This window comes from Caballeronia sp. AZ7_KS35 (assembly GCF_023631045.1).
Taxonomy (GTDB): Bacteria; Pseudomonadota; Gammaproteobacteria; order Burkholderiales; family Burkholderiaceae; genus Caballeronia; species Caballeronia zhejiangensis.
Genome location: NZ_JALQDV010000012.1, coordinates 18,378 through 39,978, shown reverse-complemented (window position 1 = coordinate 39,978; position 21,601 = coordinate 18,378). Strand labels below are relative to the sequence as shown.

The following is a 21,601-nucleotide window of genomic DNA, read 5'->3' as shown; positions in this document are numbered from 1 at the left end:
CCACACGGCAGCGGCGAAAGGGACAAGAACGATGGAATGGGACAACGGCTTCGTGCTCGGCTATGAGCCGATGGACGACACGCATCGCGAGTTCGTGGAATGCGTCGGCAACCTGCAGCAGTGCGCGGATGCGGACGTACCGCACACGCTGGATCGCCTGATCGAGCACCTCGAAGCGCATTTCGACGAAGAGAACCGGTTGATGGAAACCACGGCGTTTCCGCCGCGTGCCTGTCATGTCGATGAGCACGCAGCCGTCATGCGCTCGGCGAGAGACATCCGGCAACTCGTCGACGAGGGCGACCGCGTTCATGTGCGCCGGTTCGTCGATGCTTTGGCGGAATGGTTTCCGGGTCATGCCACTCATCTGGATTCCGCGTTGGCTCACTGGCTGGTGAAGCGTCAGCACGGCGGCAAACCCGTCGTATTCCGGCGTCTTCAATTCGAGCATACGGCGCTTTGATAGCCGATGAATTTTGTTACCGAAGTCAAGGATATGAAGTGACGACTCTTGCAGATCTGACTCGTGTGGGTCCGGGCACACCGATGGGCACGCTGATGCGCCAATACTGGGTGCCCGCCGCAAAATCAAGCGAGTTGAAGCCGGATGGCGATCCGGTCCGCCTGATGATACTCGGCGAGAAATTGCTCGGCTTTCGCGACAGCGAAGGTCGCGTGGGCATTCTGGACCACCGCTGTCCGCATCGCTGCGCATCGTTGTTTCTCGGGCGCAACGAGGAAAGCGGCATCCGCTGCGTGTACCACGGCTGGAAATTCGATGTCAGCGGCAACTGCGTCGATATGCCGAGCGTGCCGCCGCATCAGAGTTTCAAGGAAAAAGTGCATGCCAAGGCGTATCGCACGGCGGAGCGTCACGGGCTGATCTGGGTCTATATGGGAGAAGACCAGGACAATCCGCCTGCGCTGCCCATGATCGAGGCCAATCTGGTCGAAGACAACGAGATCTGGTGCTTGCAACGCGACTGCAACTGGCTGCAGGCGCTCGAAGGCGACATCGATACCTCGCACGTGGGATTTCTCCATGTCGGATCCTTGACGGTCGACGATCTCGACGAAGGTCATCCGATGCGTCCGACGATCCTGAATCGCGCTCCCGAGTACGCCGTGTCGAACACGGAGTGGGGCACGATGTACGGCGGGTATCGTCCGAACGACGACGGGGCCCGTTCCTGGCGAGTCGCGCACTTCATGTTTCCGTTCTGGACCCAGACGCCCAACAATCGCTTCGCGAGCCGTGCCATCGCGCGCGCATGGGTGCCGATGAACGACGAACACTCGATGCTGTTCGACATCACATGTGGCGTGGACGAGGGCAACCCCGCGTACTCGTCGACCCTGAAGACGGGCGAGCCGTTGTTTGCGCCGTTCGAGTACGCGCCGCGAACCACCGACTGGTTCGGCCGCTGGCGCTGTGTCGATGACAGCCGCAACGACTGGGGCATCGACCGCGAATCGCAGCGTCACGGCACGCAATACACCGGCATCGCGAACATCACGATGCAGGATCAGGCCGTGACCGAAAGCATGGGACCGATCGTCGATCACAGCTATGAACATCTGGCGCCGACCGATCAGATGATCGCGCGTACGCGGCGCCGTTTGATTCAGGCGGTGGACGCCATGCGCGACAAAGCTGCCTTTCCGCCGGGTGCACGCGATCCGGAAATCTTCTTCGGTGCGCGCGCCGGATCGTTCCTGCATGACCCCAACGTGCAGTTTGAAGCGGCTTATGCCGCGCAACTGAAAACCGCGGTTCGCTGGAGCGGTGCGAACGAGACTGGGCAGATCGACAACTGCACGACTTGAAGCGGCATGTGAAGGCGCTTCCCACGGGACGCCTGACAAGAAAATGTTCCGGCATAGCAAATACATCGCCGAGAAACATAAAACAATGGAGGAGACAACATGAAACAACTGAAGGCGGCCGCCGCGCTTCTTGCGCTCGGCGCTGCCCAGCCCGTGCTTGCGCAATCGAGCGTGACGCTCTACGGAGTCGTCGATACCGGCCTCGAATTCGTCACGCACGCGACTCCTGCAGGCGGTACGCTGACCCGCTTTCCGAGCATCAGCGCCGGTGATCTGCCGTCACGCTGGGGTTTGCGGGGATCGGAAGATCTCGGCGGCGGACTCAAGGCGGTGTTCACGCTGGAGTCCGGTTTCGCGCCGGGAACGGGTACGTCCTTGCAGAACGGCCGCCTTTTCGGGCGCCAGTCCTTCGTCGGCTTCAGCGGCGCGTGGGGGCAGGTCACGCTCGGCCGGCACATGAACATGACCATCTGGGGCATGGGCAGCGCCGATGTAATCGGCCCGGCGGATATCAGCATGGGTTCGTTCGATGGCTATCTGTCGGCTGCACGGTCCGACAACAGCATCGAGTACCGGGGAACCTTTTCCAACGTGACGGTCGGTGCGAGCTACTCGTTCGGCCGCGACACGCAACCGGCCGGCAACTGCGGCGGCCAGCTGCCGGGCGACATGCGTTCGTGCCGGGCCATCACGGCCATGGTCAAGTACGACGACCCGCGCTGGGGTCTCGGCCTGATCTTCGACGAACAACGCGGCGGCGCCGGCGCCACGGCCATCAATGTGATTCCGGGGCTCACGGGCGTGGCGTTCTCCAGTGCAAGCGCGACTGACCGCCGCTACCAGGCGAACGGCTATGTCCTGCTCGGCCCGGTCAAGGTGGCGGGTGGCTGGATCCATCGGGAAATCTCGGGTGACGTTCAGAAGATCCATACGGATCTGACTTACCTCGGCGCCGCGATTCCGTACGGCGCGTGGAACTTCGACGCGCAGGTATCGCATATACGCAATCACGACCAGGACGCCGACGGCACGTTGGGTGAGGCACGGGTGAACTACAACCTGTCGAAGCGAACCGCCGTCTATTGCCTGGTCGGCTATCTGCATAACAGCGGCAAGAATGCGGTCTATTCGGTGTCGTCGTCGAGCATCGTGCCTGCCATGCCGGCGCCCGGCGTCGGCCAGGCGGAGATCAGCATGGGTGTGCGCCACTTCTTCTGAACCACAACTCGCCTTCTCTCAAAGGAGTAGTGCACGGTGAAACGAAACATCAATCGTTGGTGGACTGCCGTGGCAGGGGCACTCGGTGCCGCCACGGGCGGCGGGGTCATTGCCGTCTATGTATTCAGCATTTTTGCCAAGCCGATCAGCGTCGAATTCGGATGGTCCCGGGCCACGGTCTCGTTGGGGCTGACGGTCTTTTCACTCATGAACGGCGTCGGGACGGTGTTCCTCGGCATCGCCATGGACCGCTGGGGCGTCAAGCGCGTGACGATGGCCATGATCTCGCTGTTCGGCCTCTCGCTTGCCGCGGTATCGACCTTGCCGCCAAACAAGACAGCCTATTTCCTGACCTTTGCCGTCATCGGCTTTGCCGCGGCGGCGGCGACCATCATGCCGTATGCGCTGGTGGTGTCCGCATGGTTCGATCGATCCCGCGGATGGGTGCTCGGACTCATCAATGCGGGCACGGGCCTGGGCGGCGCGATCATGCCGTTCTATGCGAACTATCTGCTGTCGCATTACGGCTGGCGCATGGGTTATGTCGGCGTGGGCATTGCCGCGGCGGTGATTCCCCTGCTGGCGCTGGCCATCTTCGTGCGCTTGCCGGAAGGTTTCGACGAGAAGCGGCTGCACGAGCGCAAGGCAGCGGCGAAGACCACGGTCCCGCTGCGGACGATACTCCGCACCAGCAAGCAGTTCTGGCTGCTGGCGTTCTCGATCTTCTGCATCTCCTTCGCCACCTACGGCATGCTTTCGCAACTGACGCCGATGATGCTCGACCGCGGCATCACGCCCCTGGTCGCGGCGGGAATCATGTCCGCTGCAAGCATCAGCTCGATCTGTTCACGCTTGTGTTCGGGCGTGTTCCTGGACAAGTTCTTTGCTCCGTACTGCACTGCGGCGATCTTTGTTCTGACTGCCATTGGCATGGGTCTGGTCGCGGAAAGCGATAACCCGACACTGCTCACATGCGGAGCCGTGCTGCTCGGCCTGGGACTGGGCGCGGAAGGTGATTTGCTGACCTTCCTGGTGAGCCGTTACTTCTCGATCTACTCGTTCGGATCCGTGACGGGCGCGATCTGGCTGACGTTCGCGTGGGGCGGGGCGGCCGGCATCTATATCCTCAACCGATGCTTCGACGTGATGCATACCTATACGCCCGCAGCCTATAGCTTCATTGTGCTCGTGGCGATTGCGGCGGTTGCCGTCGCCCGGCTCGGTCCTTACCTTTACCCGCCCGCACACCAGAAAGCGCGAAACGACGAGATCGGCGGCACGGTATCGACCCATTAGCAACCGGAAGATCAGTCGACGTCGCTTCTTATCTTTGAATGTTGGACTAGAGGTACTTTTCATGCTCTCCGAAAATCCAGGAAACCCGGCGACATCCCGCGCGCCCTTGAAGCACGCCGACAAGCTCTATATCGACGGGCAATGGGTCGCGCCTTCCACCGGCACGCAGCTATCGGTCATTTCGCCGCACACCGAAGAGGTCTATGTGCGCGTGGCTGAAGCGGGAAAGGACGATATCGATCGAGCGGTGTCCGCCGCGCGCCGCGCGTTCGACAGCGGGCCGTGGCCGCGCATGTCGCACGCGGAACGAGCGGGATTCATGCGTGCGCTGGCTGACCGGTTGAAGGACCGCGTCCCCGACATGGCGGCTATCTGGCCGAATGAGATGGGCGTCACGCACGCCGTTGCGGAAGCCTTCATGGCACGCATTCCCGGCATCTATCACTTCTACGCGGATCTGGGCGAGACGTTTGCGTTCGAAGAAGAGCGCAAGACGAGTTCGGGCATCGGCAATGGCTTGCTGATTCGCGAACCGGTCGGCGTGGTCGGGGCAATCATTCCCTGGAATGCGCCTGCGATGATCATCGCCTACAAGCTGGCGCCCGCGCTGATTGCCGGCTGTACGGTGATCGTGAAGTCCTCGCCCGAAGCGCCCGGGATGGCGCTGATCGTCGCGGAGGCGGCAGAGGAAGCGGGCATTCCGCCCGGCGTCATCAACGTGGTGACCGCCGATCGCGAGGCGTCGGATGCCCTGGTGCAGAACCCCGGCGTCGACAAGATCACGTTCACGGGTTCGAGTGCGGTCGGCAAACACATCGGCGGCGTCATGGCTCAGCGAGTAGGACGCTATACGCTCGAACTCGGCGGCAAATCCGCCGCCATCGTTCTCGATGATTACGACGTCGAGGTTGCTGCGAAAGCGCTGGCGTCCGCGTCGTGTCAGATGACGACACAAGTCTGCGCGAGCCTGACTCGCATCGTCGTTTCCAGGAAGCATCATGACCGCCTGCTCGACGCACTGGCCGCCGCTTATGCCGCCGTGAAGATCGGCGATCCGTTCGACCGGGAGACCCGGATGGGACCGGTGGCCACGAGTCGCCAGAGAGAGCGGATCGAAAAGTACATCGCGCAGGGCGTGGCGGACGGTTTCACGCTTGCAACGGGAGGCAAGCGCCCGGCGCATCTGCCGCGCGGCTTCTATCTCGAGCCGACCGTGTTCGGCAACGTCAACAATGCTTCTGCGCTGGCGCAGGAAGAAATCTTCGGCCCGGTGCTGGCCGTGATTCCCGCCGATAACGAACAACACGCGGTCCAGATCGCCAACGATTCTCCCTACGGACTCAGCGGCGCGGTATTCACGAATGACCTCGACCGGGCCTACGCCGTCGCCCGGCAGGTCCGGACGGGCACCGTCGCACACAACGCGTTTCGCAACGACTTCAGCATTGCGTTCGGCGGATTCAAGCAATCAGGGATTGGCCGGGAAGGGGGTGTCGAGGGATTGATGCCTTATCTGGAAACGAAGACCGTTCTTCTGGACGGACTACCGTCGCATCGGACCACGCGCTGATGCGATGTGTCCCATTTGAAACGACCACACAAGATTGATGGAATGACGAGCATGGCAAATGCATACGACTATATCGTTGTCGGCGGTGGCTCATCGGGTTGTGTCGTTGCCACGCGACTCGTTGAAGCGGGTTACTCCGTGCTGCTTCTCGAAGCGGGTCCTCCCGACAAGGACATCTATATCCACATGCCGGCGGGCATGCGCAACGCTCAGCGGCACTCGTGGAATTATGTGAGCGAAGCCGAACCGGGATCCGACGTACCGTCGATCCATATCCATCAGGGCCGTGTGCTGGGCGGCGGCAGTTCGATCAACGGCATGGTGTACGTGCGGGGTTCCGCTCACGACTACGATGACTGGGAGCGCATCTACGGCTGTAGGGGATGGAGCCACGACGACGTGCTGCCGTACTTCGTGCGCTCGGAAGGCAACGAGGTCGTCAGCGGACCGCGGCACGGCACAGAAGGCAATCTTTGGGTCTCCGAGCATCGCTATCGCCATCCGTTGACCATGGCCTATCTCAAGGCCGGTCAGGAACTCGGTTATCCCTACCTCACGGACATGAGCGGCGCCACCGGGCAGGAAGGCGTCGGTTTCTGGCAGCGCACGATTCACGAGGGAAAGCGGGGCAGCACGGCACGCGCCTTCCTGCAACGCGTCATGAAGAATCCCTTGCTGACGGTCGTGACCGGGGCGACTGCGGAGCGGATACGGGTCGAAGGCGGCGCGGCCCGAGGCGTCAGCTATACCGTCAAGGGTAATGCGACGATCGACGCGACAGCGAACCGTGAAGTCGTCGTGACGGCGGGCGCGATCGAAACGCCCAAGCTCCTGATGCTGTCCGGTATCGGACCTGCAGATCATCTTGCCGAGTTCGGGATCGCGGGCGTGGCCGACAACAGGCACGTCGGAAAGCATTTTCAGGATCATGTGACTGTGTCGATCACCGCCGAGACACCCGGGATCCGCAGTTTCCTGCGCGAGGGCGTCGGCCTGACCAAAGTCGCCAATGGTCTCGAATGGCTGACGTTCAATCAGCACGGCGTGGTGTCGTCGAATGTCCTCGAAGGCGGAGGTTATTTCGACATCAATGGCGATGGCAGACTCGATACCCAGCTGTTCGTCTTTCCGTTTTATGAAGCCAAGAGAGAAGGAAACAATAGCCCGAAAGAGATTACCGATGGCATGGCGCTCAAGATTGGCCATCAATATCCGGAATCACGCGGGCAAGTGCTGCTCAGTGGCCCGAAGGCCAGCGACAAGGCGAGACTGAGAGGGAATTACCTGTCCGCTGAGGGCGACCTCGACATGCAGGTCAAGGCGTACAAGCTTGGCTTGAGTTTCTTCGACGCGCCATCGTTGAAGAAGATCGTGCGCAACGTGACTCCGCGCCTGACGGACGATCGGGAAATCGAACACTTCGTGCGCAAGAACTGCACGACCAACTTCCACCCCACATCGAGTTGCCGGATGGGACCGGCACCGGACTGTTCAGCAGTCGATCTCTCCTTGCGCGTATGGGGCGTGGCCAATCTGCGTGTCGCCGATGCTTCGGTCATGCCTCACATCATCGCCGGCAATACGAATGCGCCCACCATCATGATTGCCGAGCGCGCGTCCGAGATGATCATCCAGGACGCGGCGCGTGGTGCTGCTCGGGGGAAACCCGCGCATCAATGCCAATCCCAAGCCAATTCAGTCACTTGAGCCGTGCGGCACGCACTGCTCGTTCCACTGCGCTAATACCGTCGCCATCGTTTCAATAAGGCTGCGTCTCCAGCGAACTTAAACTTGGCTCGTTGCACGGGTGACCGACAAAGCGCCCGTTTCTTCACAACACGACAGCACAAAAAGGACAGATTCATGATGAGCAAAGTCGAGCTCTCCGACCTCTTCCGTGTCGGGCCAGGGACGCCCATGGGCAAGTTCATGCGGCAATACTGGTTGCCCGCCATCCTCTCGAGCGAGATCGAAACGGACGGGGATCCGGTCAGGCTGATGATCCTCGGCGAGAAGCTGCTGGCGTTCCGTGACAGCGCGTCGCGCGTCGGCATCATCGATCATCGCTGCCCGCACCGCTGCGCGTCGCTCTTCCTCGGGCGCAATGAAGAGAACGGCATTCGCTGCGTGTATCACGGCTGGAAATTCGACGTGAACGGCAACTGCGTCGACATGCCGAGCGTTCCGCCGCACATGGATTTCAAGGACAAGGTTCACGCACGCGCTTATCGTACGGCGGAGCGTAACGGCCTGGTCTGGGTCTACATGGGCGAGAACCAGGGCAATCCGCCGCCGCTGCCGGAGATCGAAGCGAACATGATTCCGGGTAGCAAGATCTGGTGTTTGCAGCGCCAGTGCAACTGGCTGCAGGCGCTGGAAGGCGATATCGATACGAGCCATGTCGGCTTCCTCCATGTGGGCGCGCTGCAGCCCGACGACCTTCCGAAGGACTCGCCGCTGCGGCCGACGGTCCTGAACCGCGCGCCCGAATATCGCGTGCAAAACGCGGAATGGGGGGCAACGTATGGCGCTTATCGCCAGGACGACGACGGCAGCCTTTCATGGCGGGCCGGTCAGTTCATGTTCCCGTTCTGGACCATGACGCCGAACATCCTGTTTGCTACGCGAGCCATCGCGCGCGCGTGGGTGCCGATGGATGACGAGCACGTCATGCTGTTCGACATCACGGGCGGTGTGGACGAAGGCAATCCGTTCTTCACGACGAAGCTGAAAAACGGCGAACCCATGTACGAGAAGGTTCGACGCAAGCCCAACGGCACCGGCTGGTTCGACCGCTGGCTGCCGGTGGACGGCATCCACAACGACTGGGGCATCGACCGCGATGCGCAGCGCGACATGGTGCATTTCACCGGAATCGACAACCCGTCCATGCAGGATCAGTCCATCACGGAAAGCATGGGGCCGATCCAGGACCACAGTTACGAAACGCTCGCGCCGACCGACCAGATGATCGCGTTCGTGCGTCGCCGGCTGGTGAAGGCCCTTGAGGCGAGCACGAACGGCGTGACGGAAGCGCCGGGATCGACGACGCCCGCCATCTATTTCGGCGCGCGTTCGGGGGCATTCTGGGCGGAGCCGTCGGTCACCTTCGGCGATGCCTATGCCGGAGAGCTGGCGAAGGCGCAGCGCTGGCCGGCGGAAGAGCCCGCGCAAGAAGACGCTCACTGAGCGAAAGTCGAACCACAACGAAGAGGAACAGCATGGAGACATCTGGACAGAATGCGAAAGGCGCGCGCTTCGACGGGCGCGTCGCGCTGGTCACGGGCGCGGCGCGCGGCATCGGCGAGGCGATTGCCCGCATGCTGCACGCACGGGGCGCCACGGTGATCGTTTCGGATACGGCCGTGGAGCTGGCGCAAGCCGTTGCCCGCAGCCTGGATAGCACCGCCGCGACAGCGGTCGCACTCAAGCTCGACGTTCGCGAGAAAGCGGACTTCGAACAGGCGCTGGTACTGGCCGAAGAACGCTGGGGGAAGCTGGACATCGTCGTCAACAATGCGGGCTATGCGAAGCGCACGCCGATCGACCATATCACGCCCGAAGAGTTCGACGACATCGTCGCGATCAACATGCGCAGCGTGTTTCTCAGCTGCCAGGTACTGTCGAAGCCGATGGTGCAGAAGGGCTATGGGCGCATCGTCAATGTCACCTCGCTCGCATCGCATAACGGCGGCACGGTGGCGTCGCCGCACTATGCGGCAGCCAAGGGCGGCGCGGCGACGCTGACGCGCTATTTCGCCCGCAAGCTGGCGGGCACGGGCGTCACCGTCAATGCCGTTTCGCCCGGGCCTGTCGCAAGCGCGAAAGAGCGGCTGGCACACATGCTCGATGAGATCAGCAAGCAGGTGCCCGTCGGCCGCTTTGCCGAGCCGGATGAGATCGCCGAGGCCGTCGTGCTGCTGGCTTCGGAGCAGAGCGGCTTCATCGTCGGCACGACGATCGATGTGAACGGCGGGCTCTTCATGCGCTCCTAGCCTCGCGCGGCCCGCCCATGATCCAGATGCCTTATGAGCTGAATCTGCGCCACCTGCGCGCGCTTCTCGACGTGCAGGACGGCGGGAGCATTTCGGCTGGCGCGCGTGCCGCATGCCTGTCGCAATCGGCCCTCACGCAAGCCGTGGCCAAAGTCGAGAAGCAGCTTGCCTGTGTGCTGTTCGACCGTCATGTCGAGGGCGTGAGCGCCACGGCGACGGGCGCGCAGGCGCTCGAGCGCGTGCGGGCGGCGCTGACTCATCTCGATGATGCCGGCAGCTGGATCGGCGGCGAGGCTACGCGCGTGACGCGTGCGTTGTCGATGCATCATGTCCGCGCGCTGCTGGCCCTGGCCGATGCCCGGAGTTTCGCCTCGGCGTCGCTGATTTCGGGGCTCCCGCCATCGACCGTCCATCGGGCGATCGGCGAGCTCGAAGGCCGGCTCGACAAGCGGCTCGTCGAACGCCGCAGCACGGGCACGCTGCTGAGCTTCACTGGGCGGCGCGTGGCGCGCGCCTTTCGGCTCGCACTCAATGAACTGCGCGCGATGATCAGCGAACTCGGCAACGACGGAACGCTCGTGCCTGTTTCGATCGGCGCGCTGCCTATTGCAAGGCCCTTCATCCTGCCGACGGCCATCACGCACATGGCGGCCCAGTACGAGCGCGTCAGGTTCTCGGTGGCGGAAGGGGAATGGCACGATCTGGTCGATCAGCTTCAGGACGGCGTGATCGATCTGATCGTCGGCACCGTGCGGGACGAGGAGTTGCCCGAACTCATGCAGCAACGATTCGCCGACGACGAAGTGGCGATCCTGTGCGGCAGCCATCACCCGCTTGCGCGCGAAGCAAATCCTTCCATCGAGGCGCTGGCGCGTTATCCGTGGATCGTGGGACCGCCGCGCACGCCGTTGCGTCAGCAATGGGAGAGCTTGTTCGCCAACGGGCCGCTGCCTGCCGCGCCGGTCGAGTGCGAGTCGGTGATGATCGTGATCAATCTGCTTTCGCAAGGGCCGTTTCTCACACTCGCATCGCCTAGACAGGTCGAACTCCCGTTGCAGATGAAGCGCCTGGCGCGCGTGGGCAGCGGCCTGGCGGGTTCGACGAGTCCGGTCGGGGTCATCACGCGCAAGAGCTGGCAGCCCACGGCCATTGAACGGCATTTCATCCGGATGATCGCCGACGTCGCGCGGCACGGCGGCGCGGCGCCGATTGCAGTGGAGCATCGGTAACCGGCGCTCGCTCGCCCGATCCGAACATAAAAATGGAGACACGATGGCTGAGACAACCTGGAGTGCGCTGATAGACGAGCGCCCGATAGGCCGATTCCAGGTGATGATTGCCGCTATCGGAATGCTGGTGCTGCTGTGCGAGGGCTTCGACCTTCAGGTCATTGCCTACCTGATGCCGCAGATCGTCGCGGAATGGCATATCGATGCCACGCGTCAGGGCAGTGTGCTGTCAGCGGGCTATGTCGGGATGCTGGTGGGCTTTCTGGCGCTCGCGCCGCTTGCATCGCGATTCGGTTTGCGCAATCTCGTGGCCGTGTGCCTGGTCGGCATGGGCGCGCTCAATCTGGCGACCGTCTTCGCGCAGACTGCGACGTCGCTGATCGTGCTGCGGATCGCTGTCGGGCTGACGCTGGGCGGTGTGGTGCCGCCGACGCTCGCGCTCGTCGCCGAGTATTTTCCGGCGCGCCATCGCTCGGCAGTGGTATCGACGCTCTACCTCGGCACTACGTCCGGCATCCTGTCGGCCGGCGCGCTCGCATGGCTCATTCTGCCGCGATGGGGATGGCGCGGTACGTTGATCGTCGGAGGATGCGCGCCCATCCTTATCGCGCTGATCGTCTGGCTGCTGTGTCCCGAGTCGCTGAATTTTCTGCTGAGCGGTGCGCGCCGCGGGAAGGAACGCGCGCGCAGTGTCTTCAGGAAACTCTATCCCGCCGAACGCGAAGACCCGCTGCCGGCGAATGCCGCGTTCCAGAAGGTTTCGCGCGGCACGCTCGTCGATCTGTTCAAGGAACACCGGCTTCTCGGCACGCTGATGTTGTGGGCGGCGCTCAGTCTCAACGCAGTCGTCTATTTCTTCGCATTGAGTTGGATGCCGCTGATTCTCGTGAAAACAGGCGCTGCCCAGCAAGACGCCATTCTGGTTTCGACACTGGCCAACATCGGAGGTATGGCAGCGGTCGTAACGGGCTTCCTGATGGACCGCTTCGGCAATGCGCGTGTGGTGATGCTCTATTTCGTGGCGGGCGCGGTGTTCGTGCTCGTTCTGGGCGTGGTGCTGTCGTCCAGTCTGCTGCTAATCGCGCCCGCTGCATTCTGTCTCGGCTTTTGCGTCAGTGGACTGCAGAAAGGAGTGTCGGCGCTAGCCGTCAGATTCTATCCGCCCATGCTCCGGTCAGCGGGTCTCGGCTGGGTGCTTGGCATTGGGCGCAGCGGCGCCGTTGTCGGGCCGCTGCTTCCCGGACTGCTCATGCAACACGGCTGGCTTCCTGGGCACATTTTCTATGCAATGGCGGTGCCGATGTTGCTGGGCGCTTCGAGCATCTCAGTGTTGGCGAAATGGCCTTCATCTGATGACGCTCGCATCTCGGCAACCAAGACTCGCGCGAATAGCAGCGGTTAGCACGAAGTGCGTCCCGCGTTTCTCTGGTCTATGTCCCGTAGCGACCGAATACACATACTCATACCGACGTCTGAATAGTCCGATGACGCGTCAACGTGGGTGTGGGCGAATGACCGTTGTACTCTTCATGAAGAGACATCCATTTCCCCGGCAGTCGAACGGCCGAGAAGGGTCGGGAGTTCGCATTGGCGGACGGCGTGACCGGTCGTTCGAGACAGGCTGAGGTGCGAACGGCCGGAAAGCGGCGGTCAGCCGCCTGACCAGAGCCGATGCTCGAATGACGGCAAAGGCCGAAGTGCTGCGTCGGCCGTTCAGGCAATCTCTTGAAGTGAAACCCACCGTTTCACCAAGACGCTTGTGGCAGCCGGGCGGCAGTGGAACTTCCATTTGGGCACCTGGATCGCTTCTTGGTTGCTCGGCTTGCGCAGCGATTGCGGAAGCCAAATGACATTTACAACGCCCTAACCATTGAGACCGACAGATACTCCGTGCTGGAAGACATGTGTGCGAAAACACGCGGAAGTCGAGGAACGTGCGCGACGACGTCATCATTGAAGTCGATCTTGAGCGCGCATACAGGATGATCTTTGACCTTGAGATAACGATCGGTAAGGTAGGCCGTTGTCGCCATTCAGCGAACCGCTTGAGCTCGGCGAAAGATTTGATGCCGGCGGGTCGGCGCCCCGTCGCGAAGGTCGTCGAAGCGGTTAGACGGAAGGACCAGAAGGAAGCTGTTGAACGAATCCTTCGAACGCGCGGTTGATCTGCGCGCACGGTCCACCATGCGTGATCCGCTTTGTCGTCCAGGTAACGGGTTAAGACCGCTGCATCACGCGGGTAGCTAAAGCGAGGTCGACACAATGTCGCCAATGGTCGCGGCGGCGAGCCGCCGATCGCTGGGATCGCCGGCACGTCGGCATCGCCGCGGAAAGAGGGGTTCAAATGACCCTACTACGATGACCACGGTGTCCATCTTCGCCATGGTGAATATCATCGCCGTTATATGCGACGGAACTACCTGGTCGAAGGCGCCCTCAGGCTCGGACGCGCCGCACGTTCACTCGCCTGACACGACGAACATCGCGTGCCGTGTCGTCGTGAAGGTTGCTAGCACCGCCAGCCCCGCCGTGCACAGCAGCACGCCGAGATGCATCGCGCCTGCGGCGCCCGCGTGGTCGAACGCGACGCCGCCGGCAACCGATCCCGCTGCGATCGCCATCTGCACCGCACTTACGAACATCGCCGACGCCGCTTCGGCCTGTCCGGGCGACGTCGACTGCATCCAGACGCTGAGGCCCAGCGGAATCGCGCCATACGCGATGCCCCACGCCAGCACGCCTGCGACGACCGCGCCCGGCGTGTGCGGGAACGCCGGCAGGAGGACGAGCGAAGCGATTACGAGCGCGCCCATCGTGAGGAGCAATGCGCGCGGGTGCGACGTCACATAAGCCGACGCGACGAAGTTCGACACGAAGCCGACGACACCGAAGCCGAGCAGCAGCGCGCTCACGCGGGCGGCATCGATAGAGGCATCGTCTTCGAGAAAGGGCGCGACGTAGGTGTAGGCGCAGAAGTGCGCGCCGAACAGCAGCGCCACGAGCGCGAGACTGCGCAGCACCGGACCGCGCGCCAGCATGCGCACGAAATCCGCGCCGCGCGCCGCCACGCGCGGCGGTAACTGCGGCAGCAACAGCGCCTGCGACAGCAATGCAGCGAGCGCGAGCGCCGCCGTCGCGAGAAACGACACGCGCCACGACGACGCGTCAGCGATATACGTGCCGAGCGGCACGCCGATGACCGTCGCGAGCGTGATTCCCATGAAGATCGTCGCGCTGGCCCGGGCGCTGTCCTTTTCCGCGACGATCTGCCCGAACACGCCGAGCCCCACCGTCCAGAATCCGCCCAGCGCAAGTCCGAGCAGCGCGCGTCCGGCGAGCATAGTCGCGAAATTCGTCGCGAGCGCGCCGAGCACGTTGGACGCGATGAGCGCGATCGACAGCAACAGCAGAATCAGCCGCCGGTTCACGCGGCCCGCCGCGAGCAGTAGAAGCGGCGCGGAAAAGGCTGCGATGATGCCCGGCGTCGTGGTCATCAGTCCGGCGGTGCCGGGCGTGATGCCGAGATCGCGCGCGATGGCCGGCAGCACGCCCACAGGCATGTATTCGGTCGTCACGAACGCGAATGCGCCGAGCGCGATGGAGAGCACCGCGAGCCACGGCCGCCGCGCGGTCATGCGCGAATGGTCGATATCCATGAGTAATCTCGTCGTCGAATGGCGAAAGAAGAAGCGGCGGCGCTGTCCGGCGCCGCCGCGCGTTCAAGGCACGGGCTATCAGGCCGCGAGCGCGGTTTCGCGATAGAACGGGTAATCCGTATAGCCGATTTCCGTGCCGCCGAAGAACGTCGGGCGGTCATACGGGTTCAGCGGCAGATGCTTGCGCAGCCGCTCCGGCAGGTCCGGATTCGCGATGAAGTCACGTCCGAACGCGACCAGATCCGCGTCGCCCGACTGGAGAATCGCTTCGGCGCTGTCGCCGTCGAAGCCGCCCGCGACGATGATCGGACCGCGAAAGCGCGCGCGCAGCGATTGCGCCGCCACCGGGCGCTGGTCGCGCGTATCGTCCTCGACGTTGCCGGCGATGCGCGGCTCGATCAGATGCAGATACGCGATGCCGAGCTTGTCGAGTTCATCGGCGACGTAGCCGAAAAGCGCCTGCGGATCGCTGTCCGACATGTCGCCCCAGGAACCGCTCGGGCCGAGGCGCACCGCGACCTTGTCCGCGCCCCACACGGAGATCACGGCCCGCGTCGTGTCGAGCAGAAGACGCGCGCGGTTTTCGATCGGGCCGCCGTACTCGTCGGTGCGCCGGTTGCTGCTGTCCTGAAGAAACTGGTCGAACAGATAGCCATTGGCCGCATGCAGTTCGACGCCGTCGAAACCCGCCTTCACGCCGCGCGCCGCCGCGAGCCGGAAACTTTCGACGATGCCCGCGATCTCGTCCGTGCGCAGCGCGCGGTTCGGCGTGTTCGGCACCCAGCCGGATTCCGTATAGGCGACGCCGCCATGCGCGATCTCCGACGCCCCGACGGGCTGCCCGCCATCCGGCTGCAATTGCGCATTCGACTGCCGTCCCGCGTGATAGAGCTGAAGGAAGATGCGCCCGCCTTTGGCATGCACGGCATCGGTGACGGCCTTCCAGCCTTCGATCTGGCTGTCGTCGTAGAGGCCGGGCGCGCCGAGATAGCCGTTGCCTTCGGGCGCGGCGATGGTCGCTTCGCCGATCAGCAGCGCGCCGGGCGAGGTGCGTTGCGCATAGTATTCGGCCATCAGCGGGCCGGGGCGTGCGCCGTCTTCGGCGCGCATCCGGGTGAGCGGGGCGAGCACGACGCGATGCGCGAATTCATAAGGACCGACTTCGACCGGTGAAAAGAGCGTGGACATTTCGATTTCCTCTAGCTGTGGTATTCGGGATGGATGCTGCCGGCGCCATGAGCGGCGACGCTTGAGGCCAATGTAGGGCGATGCCGACGCGAGAAAAACCGTCTGCGGGTCGCGGCACTGCGGACGTGCGCGTCCACAGTGCCGCGCGGCCCGGCTGGCGCGGGTCTGCGCCGATGAAAAGCGATTGTTCGGTCGCGAAGAACAGTCAGTTCGCGGTATCCCGATTTATTGCGTCGATGGCCGTTCCGATAATTCGAGCCACTGCGAGGCGTGCCGCATGAGCGCGCGTCTCGTCCACTCAAATCGACCGGAAGGAATGGATCATGGCAAGAATCATCGCCTTCGCGCGGCACGGCGGCCCCGACGTCTTCGAGTACACCGAAGCCGGCGACCTCGTGCCCGCGGCGAACGAAGTGCGTATCCGCGTGAAGGCCATCGGCCTGAATCGCGCGGAATCGATGTGGCGGCGCGGCGCGTATGTCGAGCCCGCGAAGCTGCCGGCACGCGTCGGCTACGAGGCGTCCGGCATCGTCGATGCGATCGGCGCGAACGTCACGCACGTCGCGGTCGGCGACGCGGTGTCGACCGTGCCGTCGTTTTCAATGAACGATTACGGCATGTACGGCGAACACGTGCTCGCGCCCGCGCACGCGGTCGTCAAGAGTCCCGCGTGGCTGTCGCATGAAGACGCGGTCGCGATCTGGAACGTGTTCGTGACGCCTTACGCCGCTTTCACGGAAGACGCGCGCCTGAAACAGGGCGATGTCGTGCTGATTCCGGCCGCGTCGAGCGGCGTGGGCATCGGTGCGATCCAGGTCGCGAAGCAACTCGGCGCGACGGCCGTGGCGCTCACGCGAACGTCCGCGAAGCGCGACGCGCTCCTCGAACTCGGCGCGGATCATGTGATCGTGACGGACGAACAGAATCTCGTCGACGCGGTCATGTGCATCACCGGAGGACGCGGCGCGGATCTCGTCTTCGATCCGGTCGGCGGCAAGACGCTCGCGCGGCTGATCGACGCGACGCGCGCGGGCGGCACGATCCTGCTGTACGGCGCACTGAGCACCGACGAAACGGTATTGCCGGTGCTGCCGCTGCTGTCGAAACGCATCACCGTGCACGGCTACAACCTGTTCTCGACGACCACCGATGAGCACCGCCAGCGCGAAGCCGCGTCGTTCATTTTCGACGGCTTGCGCTCGGGCGCGCTGCGCACGGTGATCGCGCATCGCTTTGCCTTCGAGCGCATGGCCGACGCGCACGCGCTGCTCGAACGCAACGCGCATTTCGGGCGCATCGTGGTGACGGTCTGACGACGAGGAGAGCGACATGCAATTCGATCTCGAATCGATCGATGCCCGCGCGCGCTACAAGCTGCTCGGCGCGGCAATCACGCCACGCCCGATCGCGTGGGTATCGACGCTCGGCGAAAACGGCGAGCCGAACGCCGCGCCGTTTTCGTTCTTCAATGCCTTCGGTGAAGACCCGCCGATCGTCGGGTTCAGCATCCTGCATCGTTCGGAGAGCGACAGAAAGGACACGGGCGAGAACGTGCGCCGCGAGCGCGAGTTCGTGGTCAATCTCGTAGGCGAGTCGAATCTGCCGGCGATGAACGTCACCGCAATCGAGTTCCCGCCCGAGCGCAGCGAGTTCGCCGAAGCCGGGCTCGTCGCGGCGCCTTCGAGCGTTGTCCGCACGCCGCGTATCGCAGCGAGTCCGGTGTCGTTCGAATGCCGGCTGTTCGACATCATCGCGCTCGGGCCGTCGCGCTCGCTCGTGCTGGGGCGCATCGTCGCGATGCATGTCGATGACAACGCGGTCATCGACGCCGAGCGCGCCTACATCGACACGCGCAAGCTGCGCCTGATCGGACGCGGCGAAGCGAATACCTATGTCCGGACGCACGACGTGGTCCGGCTGCCCGCGATTCCCCTGCAGGACTGGGATGCGCGCGCCACACACGGAGGTTCGCGATGATGCTTGCACTTGCACAAGACGAAGCGCCGCTGCGCGTGGGCGTGATCGGCGTCGGCAACTGGGCGCGGCACGGTCATCTGCGCGTGCTCGATCTGCTGCCGCAGTACGCGTTGCAGGCCGTGTACAGCCAGCGGCGCGAGGCGGCCGAAGCGGCGGCGCGCGAGTACCGCATCGGGCGCGTGGCGGCGTCGATCGACGAACTCGTCGAAAGCGACGATATCGAGCTCGTCGTCGTGCTCAACACCGCGCCGCAACACGCGCAGACCGTGAAGCGCGCGATCGACGCGGGCAAGAACGTGTATTGCGAATGGCCGCTCACGACGACGCTCGCGCAATCCGAAGACTTGCTGCGCCTCGCCGACGCGCGCGGCGTGCGTCATGTCGCCGGATTGCAGCGCAGGCTCGCGCCGCATAACCGCTATGTGCGCGATCTCATCGGCGAAGGTTACGTCGGCGAAGTGCGCTCGGTGCGCATGCACGTGAGCATGAACTACTTCCAGGCGATGCGAACGCGCGCGCTCGAATGGACGGTGCCGCCGGAGGACTTCTCGTCGGTCGTATCGATTTACGGCGGGCATTTTCTCGACATGCTGTTCGCGTCGACAGGCTGGCCGGTGTCGATTGCCGCGCTCACGCCTAACCAGTTTCCCGAGGTCACGATCAGGGAGACGGGCGTGTCGATGCCGACATCGACGCCCGATCAGCTCGTGCTCGCCGGCATGCTCAAGGGCAGCGCGGTGTTGTCGGTGCATATCGAAGGCGGCAAGCGCAACGGCTCGGGCGTGCAGATCGACATCACGGGCACGCAGGGCGATCTGCGCGTGACCAACGTGTCGGCGTTCGGCGATGCCGGCGACGACTACGCGATCCACGGCGCGCATGGCGACAAGGCGCCGCTCGAGCGACTCGGCGTTCCGGAGGGTTATCATCGCTTGCCGGCGTCGGGCCTGCCTTCGTCGGTGCTGGAACTCGCCGAGCTGTACTGGGCCTACGCGCACGACGTGCGGCACGGCACGCGCACCGCGCCCACGTTCGCGGATGCCGTGAACATGCATCGCCTGATCGACGCTGCGCAGGTGTCGTATCCGGCGCGGCGCTTCATCGACGTGCGGACATCGGCATGAACGCGTTCGGGAGAGCATCGCGATGAAACAGTCGAATTCCGCCGTGCGTGCGCCCGTTGCCCACGCGGGCGGCGGCGGGGCGATGGATCATATGAGCGCGATGGTCGTCTTCACGCGCGCGGCGGAAACCCTGAGCTTCGCGGAAGCGGGGCGGCAACTGGGACTTTCCGCATCGGCGATCGGCAAGGCGATCGCGCGGCTGGAGACGCGGCTCGCGATGCGGCTCTTTCATCGCAGCACGCGCAGCGTGCGTCTGACGGCCGAAGGCGAGCTTTTTCTCGCGCGCTGCCAGCGCATTCTCGGCGAGATCGAAGAGGCCGAAGCCGAACTGGCGTTGTCGCGCGCGAGTCCGTCGGGCAGGCTGCGCGTGAGCATTCCGCTCGTCGGCACGTTGCTGATGCCGGTGCTGTCCGCATTCATGCAGCGCTATCCCGAGGTGCAAATCGATATCGATTTCAGCGATCGAATCGTCGATGTGATCGAGGATGGATTCGATGTCGTGCTGCGCACCGGCGACGCGCTCGATTCGCAACTTACAATGCGCACGCTCGGCCATTACACGCATGTGATCGTCGCTTCGCCGGACTATCTGAAGCGGCACGGCGTGCCGGCCCGGCCGGAAGACCTGGCCGCGCACGCGTGCCTTCAACATCGTTTCTCCCGCACCGGGCGATTGCGGCCTGGGCGTTGATACGCGACGGCGCGCCCGTCCAAGTCGAGCTGCCGTCGACGGCGGTGGCGAGCGCGGTCGAGCCGCTCATCGCGATGGCGGAACAAGGGCTCGGGCTCACCAACGCGCCGGATTTCGCAGTGCGCAGGCAACTGGCCGACGGCTCGCTCGTGACCGTGCTGGACGCGTTCCTGCACGATCGCATTCCGTTTCGCGCGCTCTGGCCTTCGGGACGTATGATGCCGCCGAAAGTGCGGGCGTTCGTGGACTTCCTGAGCGAGCATCTTTTTCCGCAGGCATCCGAAAGCGGCCAGCCGTGAGGCGGCGCGCGAAACCGCTTCAGCCCGCCATCTCGCCGCAGTTGACGGTCAGAATCTGACCGGTGGCGAAAGCCGCGCCGCGCTGTGGCGGCGAGGAAATAAGAACACGTCGATGCAGGTGCGCGTCAACGCAGCGCTGCGTGCGTTCACTCTCTGCTATAGCCGGCGCAAAGCGTCGGTGCCGTTGCCCACTCCCTCCGCGATATTGCCGAGCCCGACCTGAGGCGAGGCGGGTGGCATGCTTGGCAACCGCGCTGGCAAAGCGGTGTTTCGCAAGAAAGTTCCACGCACCCGCCGGTCCGGCCTATGCGCGATCTGAATCGAGGAGCCGCTCGATCGCTGGGACGCGGAAGGTCACGCTGCGCTGGCTGCCTAGCTCGACAGCCGTGATTGCGTATCGTGTCACATGATGCTTTCAACGTCGGCAACGCTACGTTTTGCTGACGTGTGCCTAAATCTCGCTGAGTGTCTGCAAAGGCCGAACTGCTGTCCCCGAGAAGCCGGCTTGGATGTCCGGTCCGCTCGGTTACCTGCCTCTTACTCCCTGGCAGCGCGACCGGCAGCAACGGGTCGGCAAGCGAAAACGGTCTGGGTAATCGCGGCATTCGCCGGCGTTCGCGACCCCACCACACGTTAGAATGCGGCTTTAAGTGCCTTGAGATCATTATGCTCGCGCTCAAGCTGACGCTGGTCCCGCTGTTTCTGCTTGTCGTTTCGATGTCGGGGAAGTGGTGGGGACCGTCGATCGCTGGCTGGTTGGCTGGATTGCCGGTTGTAGCTGGGCCGATTTTGTACCTCTTGACGCTTTCCCACGGGCCTGCCTTCGGAGCCCGAGCGGCGAACTTATCGCTGGCGGCAATCCTAGCGTCCGAGGCGTTCAATTTCGCTTATGCGTGGACGTGCCGATCGCGCAATTGGCCAATCGCGTTAATTGCAGGCCTCGTCGTCTGGTTCCTGTCCGCCTGCGGTCTCTCGCTCCTGCCAACCTCGCCTTTGTGGGCCTCGATCGCTGCAGTCACAGCAGTTTGCTGTGGGCAGTCGTTCTTGCCGAGGACTTCGGCCGTTACGGCCGGTGCGCCTCTTTCTCGGTTCGATCTGCTCGGTAGAATGACCGCCGGGGCTTTTCTGACTTTCTCTGTCACATCGGTGTCAGCCTGGGTCGGCCCAACGTGGAGCGGGTTGCTTGCGGTCTTCCCGCTGCTCGGGATCATCCTTTCCGTTTCGTCCCATCGCGCGCACGGACCGGCTTTCGTGATTTCGTTATTGCGAGGTATGGTGCTGGGGCGTTTCTCATTCGCCGCGTTTTGTCTTGTTCTGACGTTCGTGCTTCCCTTCCAACGACCCATCGTGGCATTCCTCGAAGCGGCGTTGCTCGCGATGATTGTTCAATGGTGCACGAGGCGCATTGCAGCGAGGCAAGAACGAGCGTCAGTCGTCGTTGCAGCTAAGTGACGCATTGCATCCCGCGCCAGTTGAGCGTGGCGGACCAGGAGGCGGGCACCGGCCACAAGCGGTCATGCGTTCATCAGGT

16 protein-coding genes and 1 pseudogene are annotated in these 21,601 nt (G+C 63.5%); 15 read left to right on the top strand and 2 right to left on the bottom strand.

The window, feature by feature from the left end; all coding sequences use genetic code 11:
• Positions 1-31 precede the first annotated feature (31 nt).
• From NCT05_RS13015 to NCT05_RS12970, 10 genes are all read left to right on the top strand, one after another.
• Positions 32-463: a bacteriohemerythrin gene (locus tag NCT05_RS13015; RefSeq protein WP_250502440.1), complete on the top strand. Its 432-nt coding sequence runs from the start codon at positions 32-34 to the stop codon at positions 461-463.
• Between the two features lie 38 nt (positions 464-501).
• Positions 502-1,827, top strand: coding sequence for a Rieske 2Fe-2S domain-containing protein (locus NCT05_RS13010; protein WP_250502439.1), 1,326 nt, complete (start codon positions 502-504; stop codon positions 1,825-1,827).
• 99 nt (positions 1,828-1,926) lie between these two features.
• A complete protein-coding gene (locus NCT05_RS13005; protein ID WP_250502438.1) occupies positions 1,927-3,045 on the top strand; it encodes a porin in 1,119 nt (372 codons plus the stop codon).
• A gap of 36 nt (positions 3,046-3,081) precedes the next feature.
• Complete coding sequence (locus NCT05_RS13000) at positions 3,082-4,341, top strand: MFS transporter (protein ID WP_250502437.1); 1,260 nt, start codon at positions 3,082-3,084, stop codon at positions 4,339-4,341.
• Positions 4,250-5,911, top strand: a complete 1,662-nt coding sequence (locus tag NCT05_RS12995) for an aldehyde dehydrogenase (RefSeq protein WP_350030084.1) — start codon at positions 4,250-4,252, stop codon at positions 5,909-5,911. Before NCT05_RS13000 ends, NCT05_RS12995 begins: the two co-directional genes overlap by 92 nt.
• 51 nt (positions 5,912-5,962) lie before the next feature.
• Positions 5,963-7,618 (top strand): GMC family oxidoreductase, encoded by a 1,656-nt coding sequence (locus tag NCT05_RS12990; RefSeq protein WP_250502436.1) that lies wholly within the window; start codon positions 5,963-5,965, stop codon positions 7,616-7,618.
• A 156-nt stretch (positions 7,619-7,774) separates the two neighbouring features.
• A complete protein-coding gene (locus tag NCT05_RS12985; RefSeq protein ID WP_250502435.1) occupies positions 7,775-9,100 on the top strand; it encodes a Rieske 2Fe-2S domain-containing protein in 1,326 nt (441 codons plus the stop codon).
• 32 nt (positions 9,101-9,132) lie between these two features.
• Positions 9,133-9,906, top strand: a complete 774-nt coding sequence (locus NCT05_RS12980) for an SDR family NAD(P)-dependent oxidoreductase (protein WP_250502434.1) — start codon at positions 9,133-9,135, stop codon at positions 9,904-9,906.
• Between the two features lie 17 nt (positions 9,907-9,923).
• Entirely contained in the window at positions 9,924-11,135 is a 1,212-nt protein-coding gene (locus tag NCT05_RS12975; RefSeq protein ID WP_250502433.1) for a LysR family transcriptional regulator, read from the top strand.
• Complete coding sequence (locus NCT05_RS12970; protein WP_250502432.1) at positions 11,116-12,537, top strand: MFS transporter; 1,422 nt, start codon at positions 11,116-11,118, stop codon at positions 12,535-12,537. The genes NCT05_RS12975 and NCT05_RS12970 overlap by 20 nt, the downstream gene beginning before the upstream one ends.
• Positions 12,538-13,594: 1,057 nt before the next feature.
• Here the strand turns inward: NCT05_RS12970 and NCT05_RS12965 are convergent.
• The gene (locus tag NCT05_RS12965) at positions 13,595-14,791 is read right to left on the bottom strand and encodes an MFS transporter (RefSeq protein WP_250502431.1); all 1,197 of its coding nucleotides are present in this window, start codon (positions 14,789-14,791) and stop codon (positions 13,595-13,597) included.
• 78 nt (positions 14,792-14,869) lie between these two features.
• A complete protein-coding gene (locus NCT05_RS12960) occupies positions 14,870-15,979 on the bottom strand; it encodes an alkene reductase (RefSeq protein ID WP_250502430.1) in 1,110 nt (369 codons plus the stop codon).
• Positions 15,980-16,302: 323 nt separating this feature from the next.
• Between NCT05_RS12960 and NCT05_RS12955 the strand changes: the two genes are divergently transcribed.
• The 5 genes and pseudogenes from NCT05_RS12955 to NCT05_RS12935 all read left to right on the top strand — a co-directional run bounded on the left by NCT05_RS12955 (position 16,303) and on the right by NCT05_RS12935 (position 21,522).
• Positions 16,303-17,292 carry a zinc-dependent alcohol dehydrogenase family protein gene (locus NCT05_RS12955; RefSeq protein ID WP_250502429.1) on the top strand — a complete coding sequence of 330 codons (990 nt, stop codon included), beginning with the start codon at positions 16,303-16,305 and terminating at the stop codon, positions 17,290-17,292.
• Positions 17,293-17,308: 16 nt separating this feature from the next.
• The gene (locus tag NCT05_RS12950; protein WP_250502428.1) at positions 17,309-17,956 is read left to right on the top strand and encodes a flavin reductase family protein; all 648 of its coding nucleotides are present in this window, start codon (positions 17,309-17,311) and stop codon (positions 17,954-17,956) included.
• On the top strand, positions 17,953-19,080 hold the full coding sequence (locus NCT05_RS12945) for a Gfo/Idh/MocA family protein (RefSeq protein WP_250502427.1): 1,128 nt from the start codon (positions 17,953-17,955) through the stop codon (positions 19,078-19,080). The genes NCT05_RS12950 and NCT05_RS12945 overlap by 4 nt, the downstream gene beginning before the upstream one ends.
• Positions 19,081-19,162: 82 nt before the next feature.
• Positions 19,163-20,070 (top strand): annotated as a pseudogene (locus NCT05_RS12940) (LysR family transcriptional regulator).
• A 666-nt stretch (positions 20,071-20,736) separates the two neighbouring features.
• Positions 20,737-21,522 (top strand): hypothetical protein, encoded by a 786-nt coding sequence (locus NCT05_RS12935; protein WP_250502426.1) that lies wholly within the window; start codon positions 20,737-20,739, stop codon positions 21,520-21,522.
• The last annotated feature ends 79 nt before the right edge of the window (positions 21,523-21,601 follow it).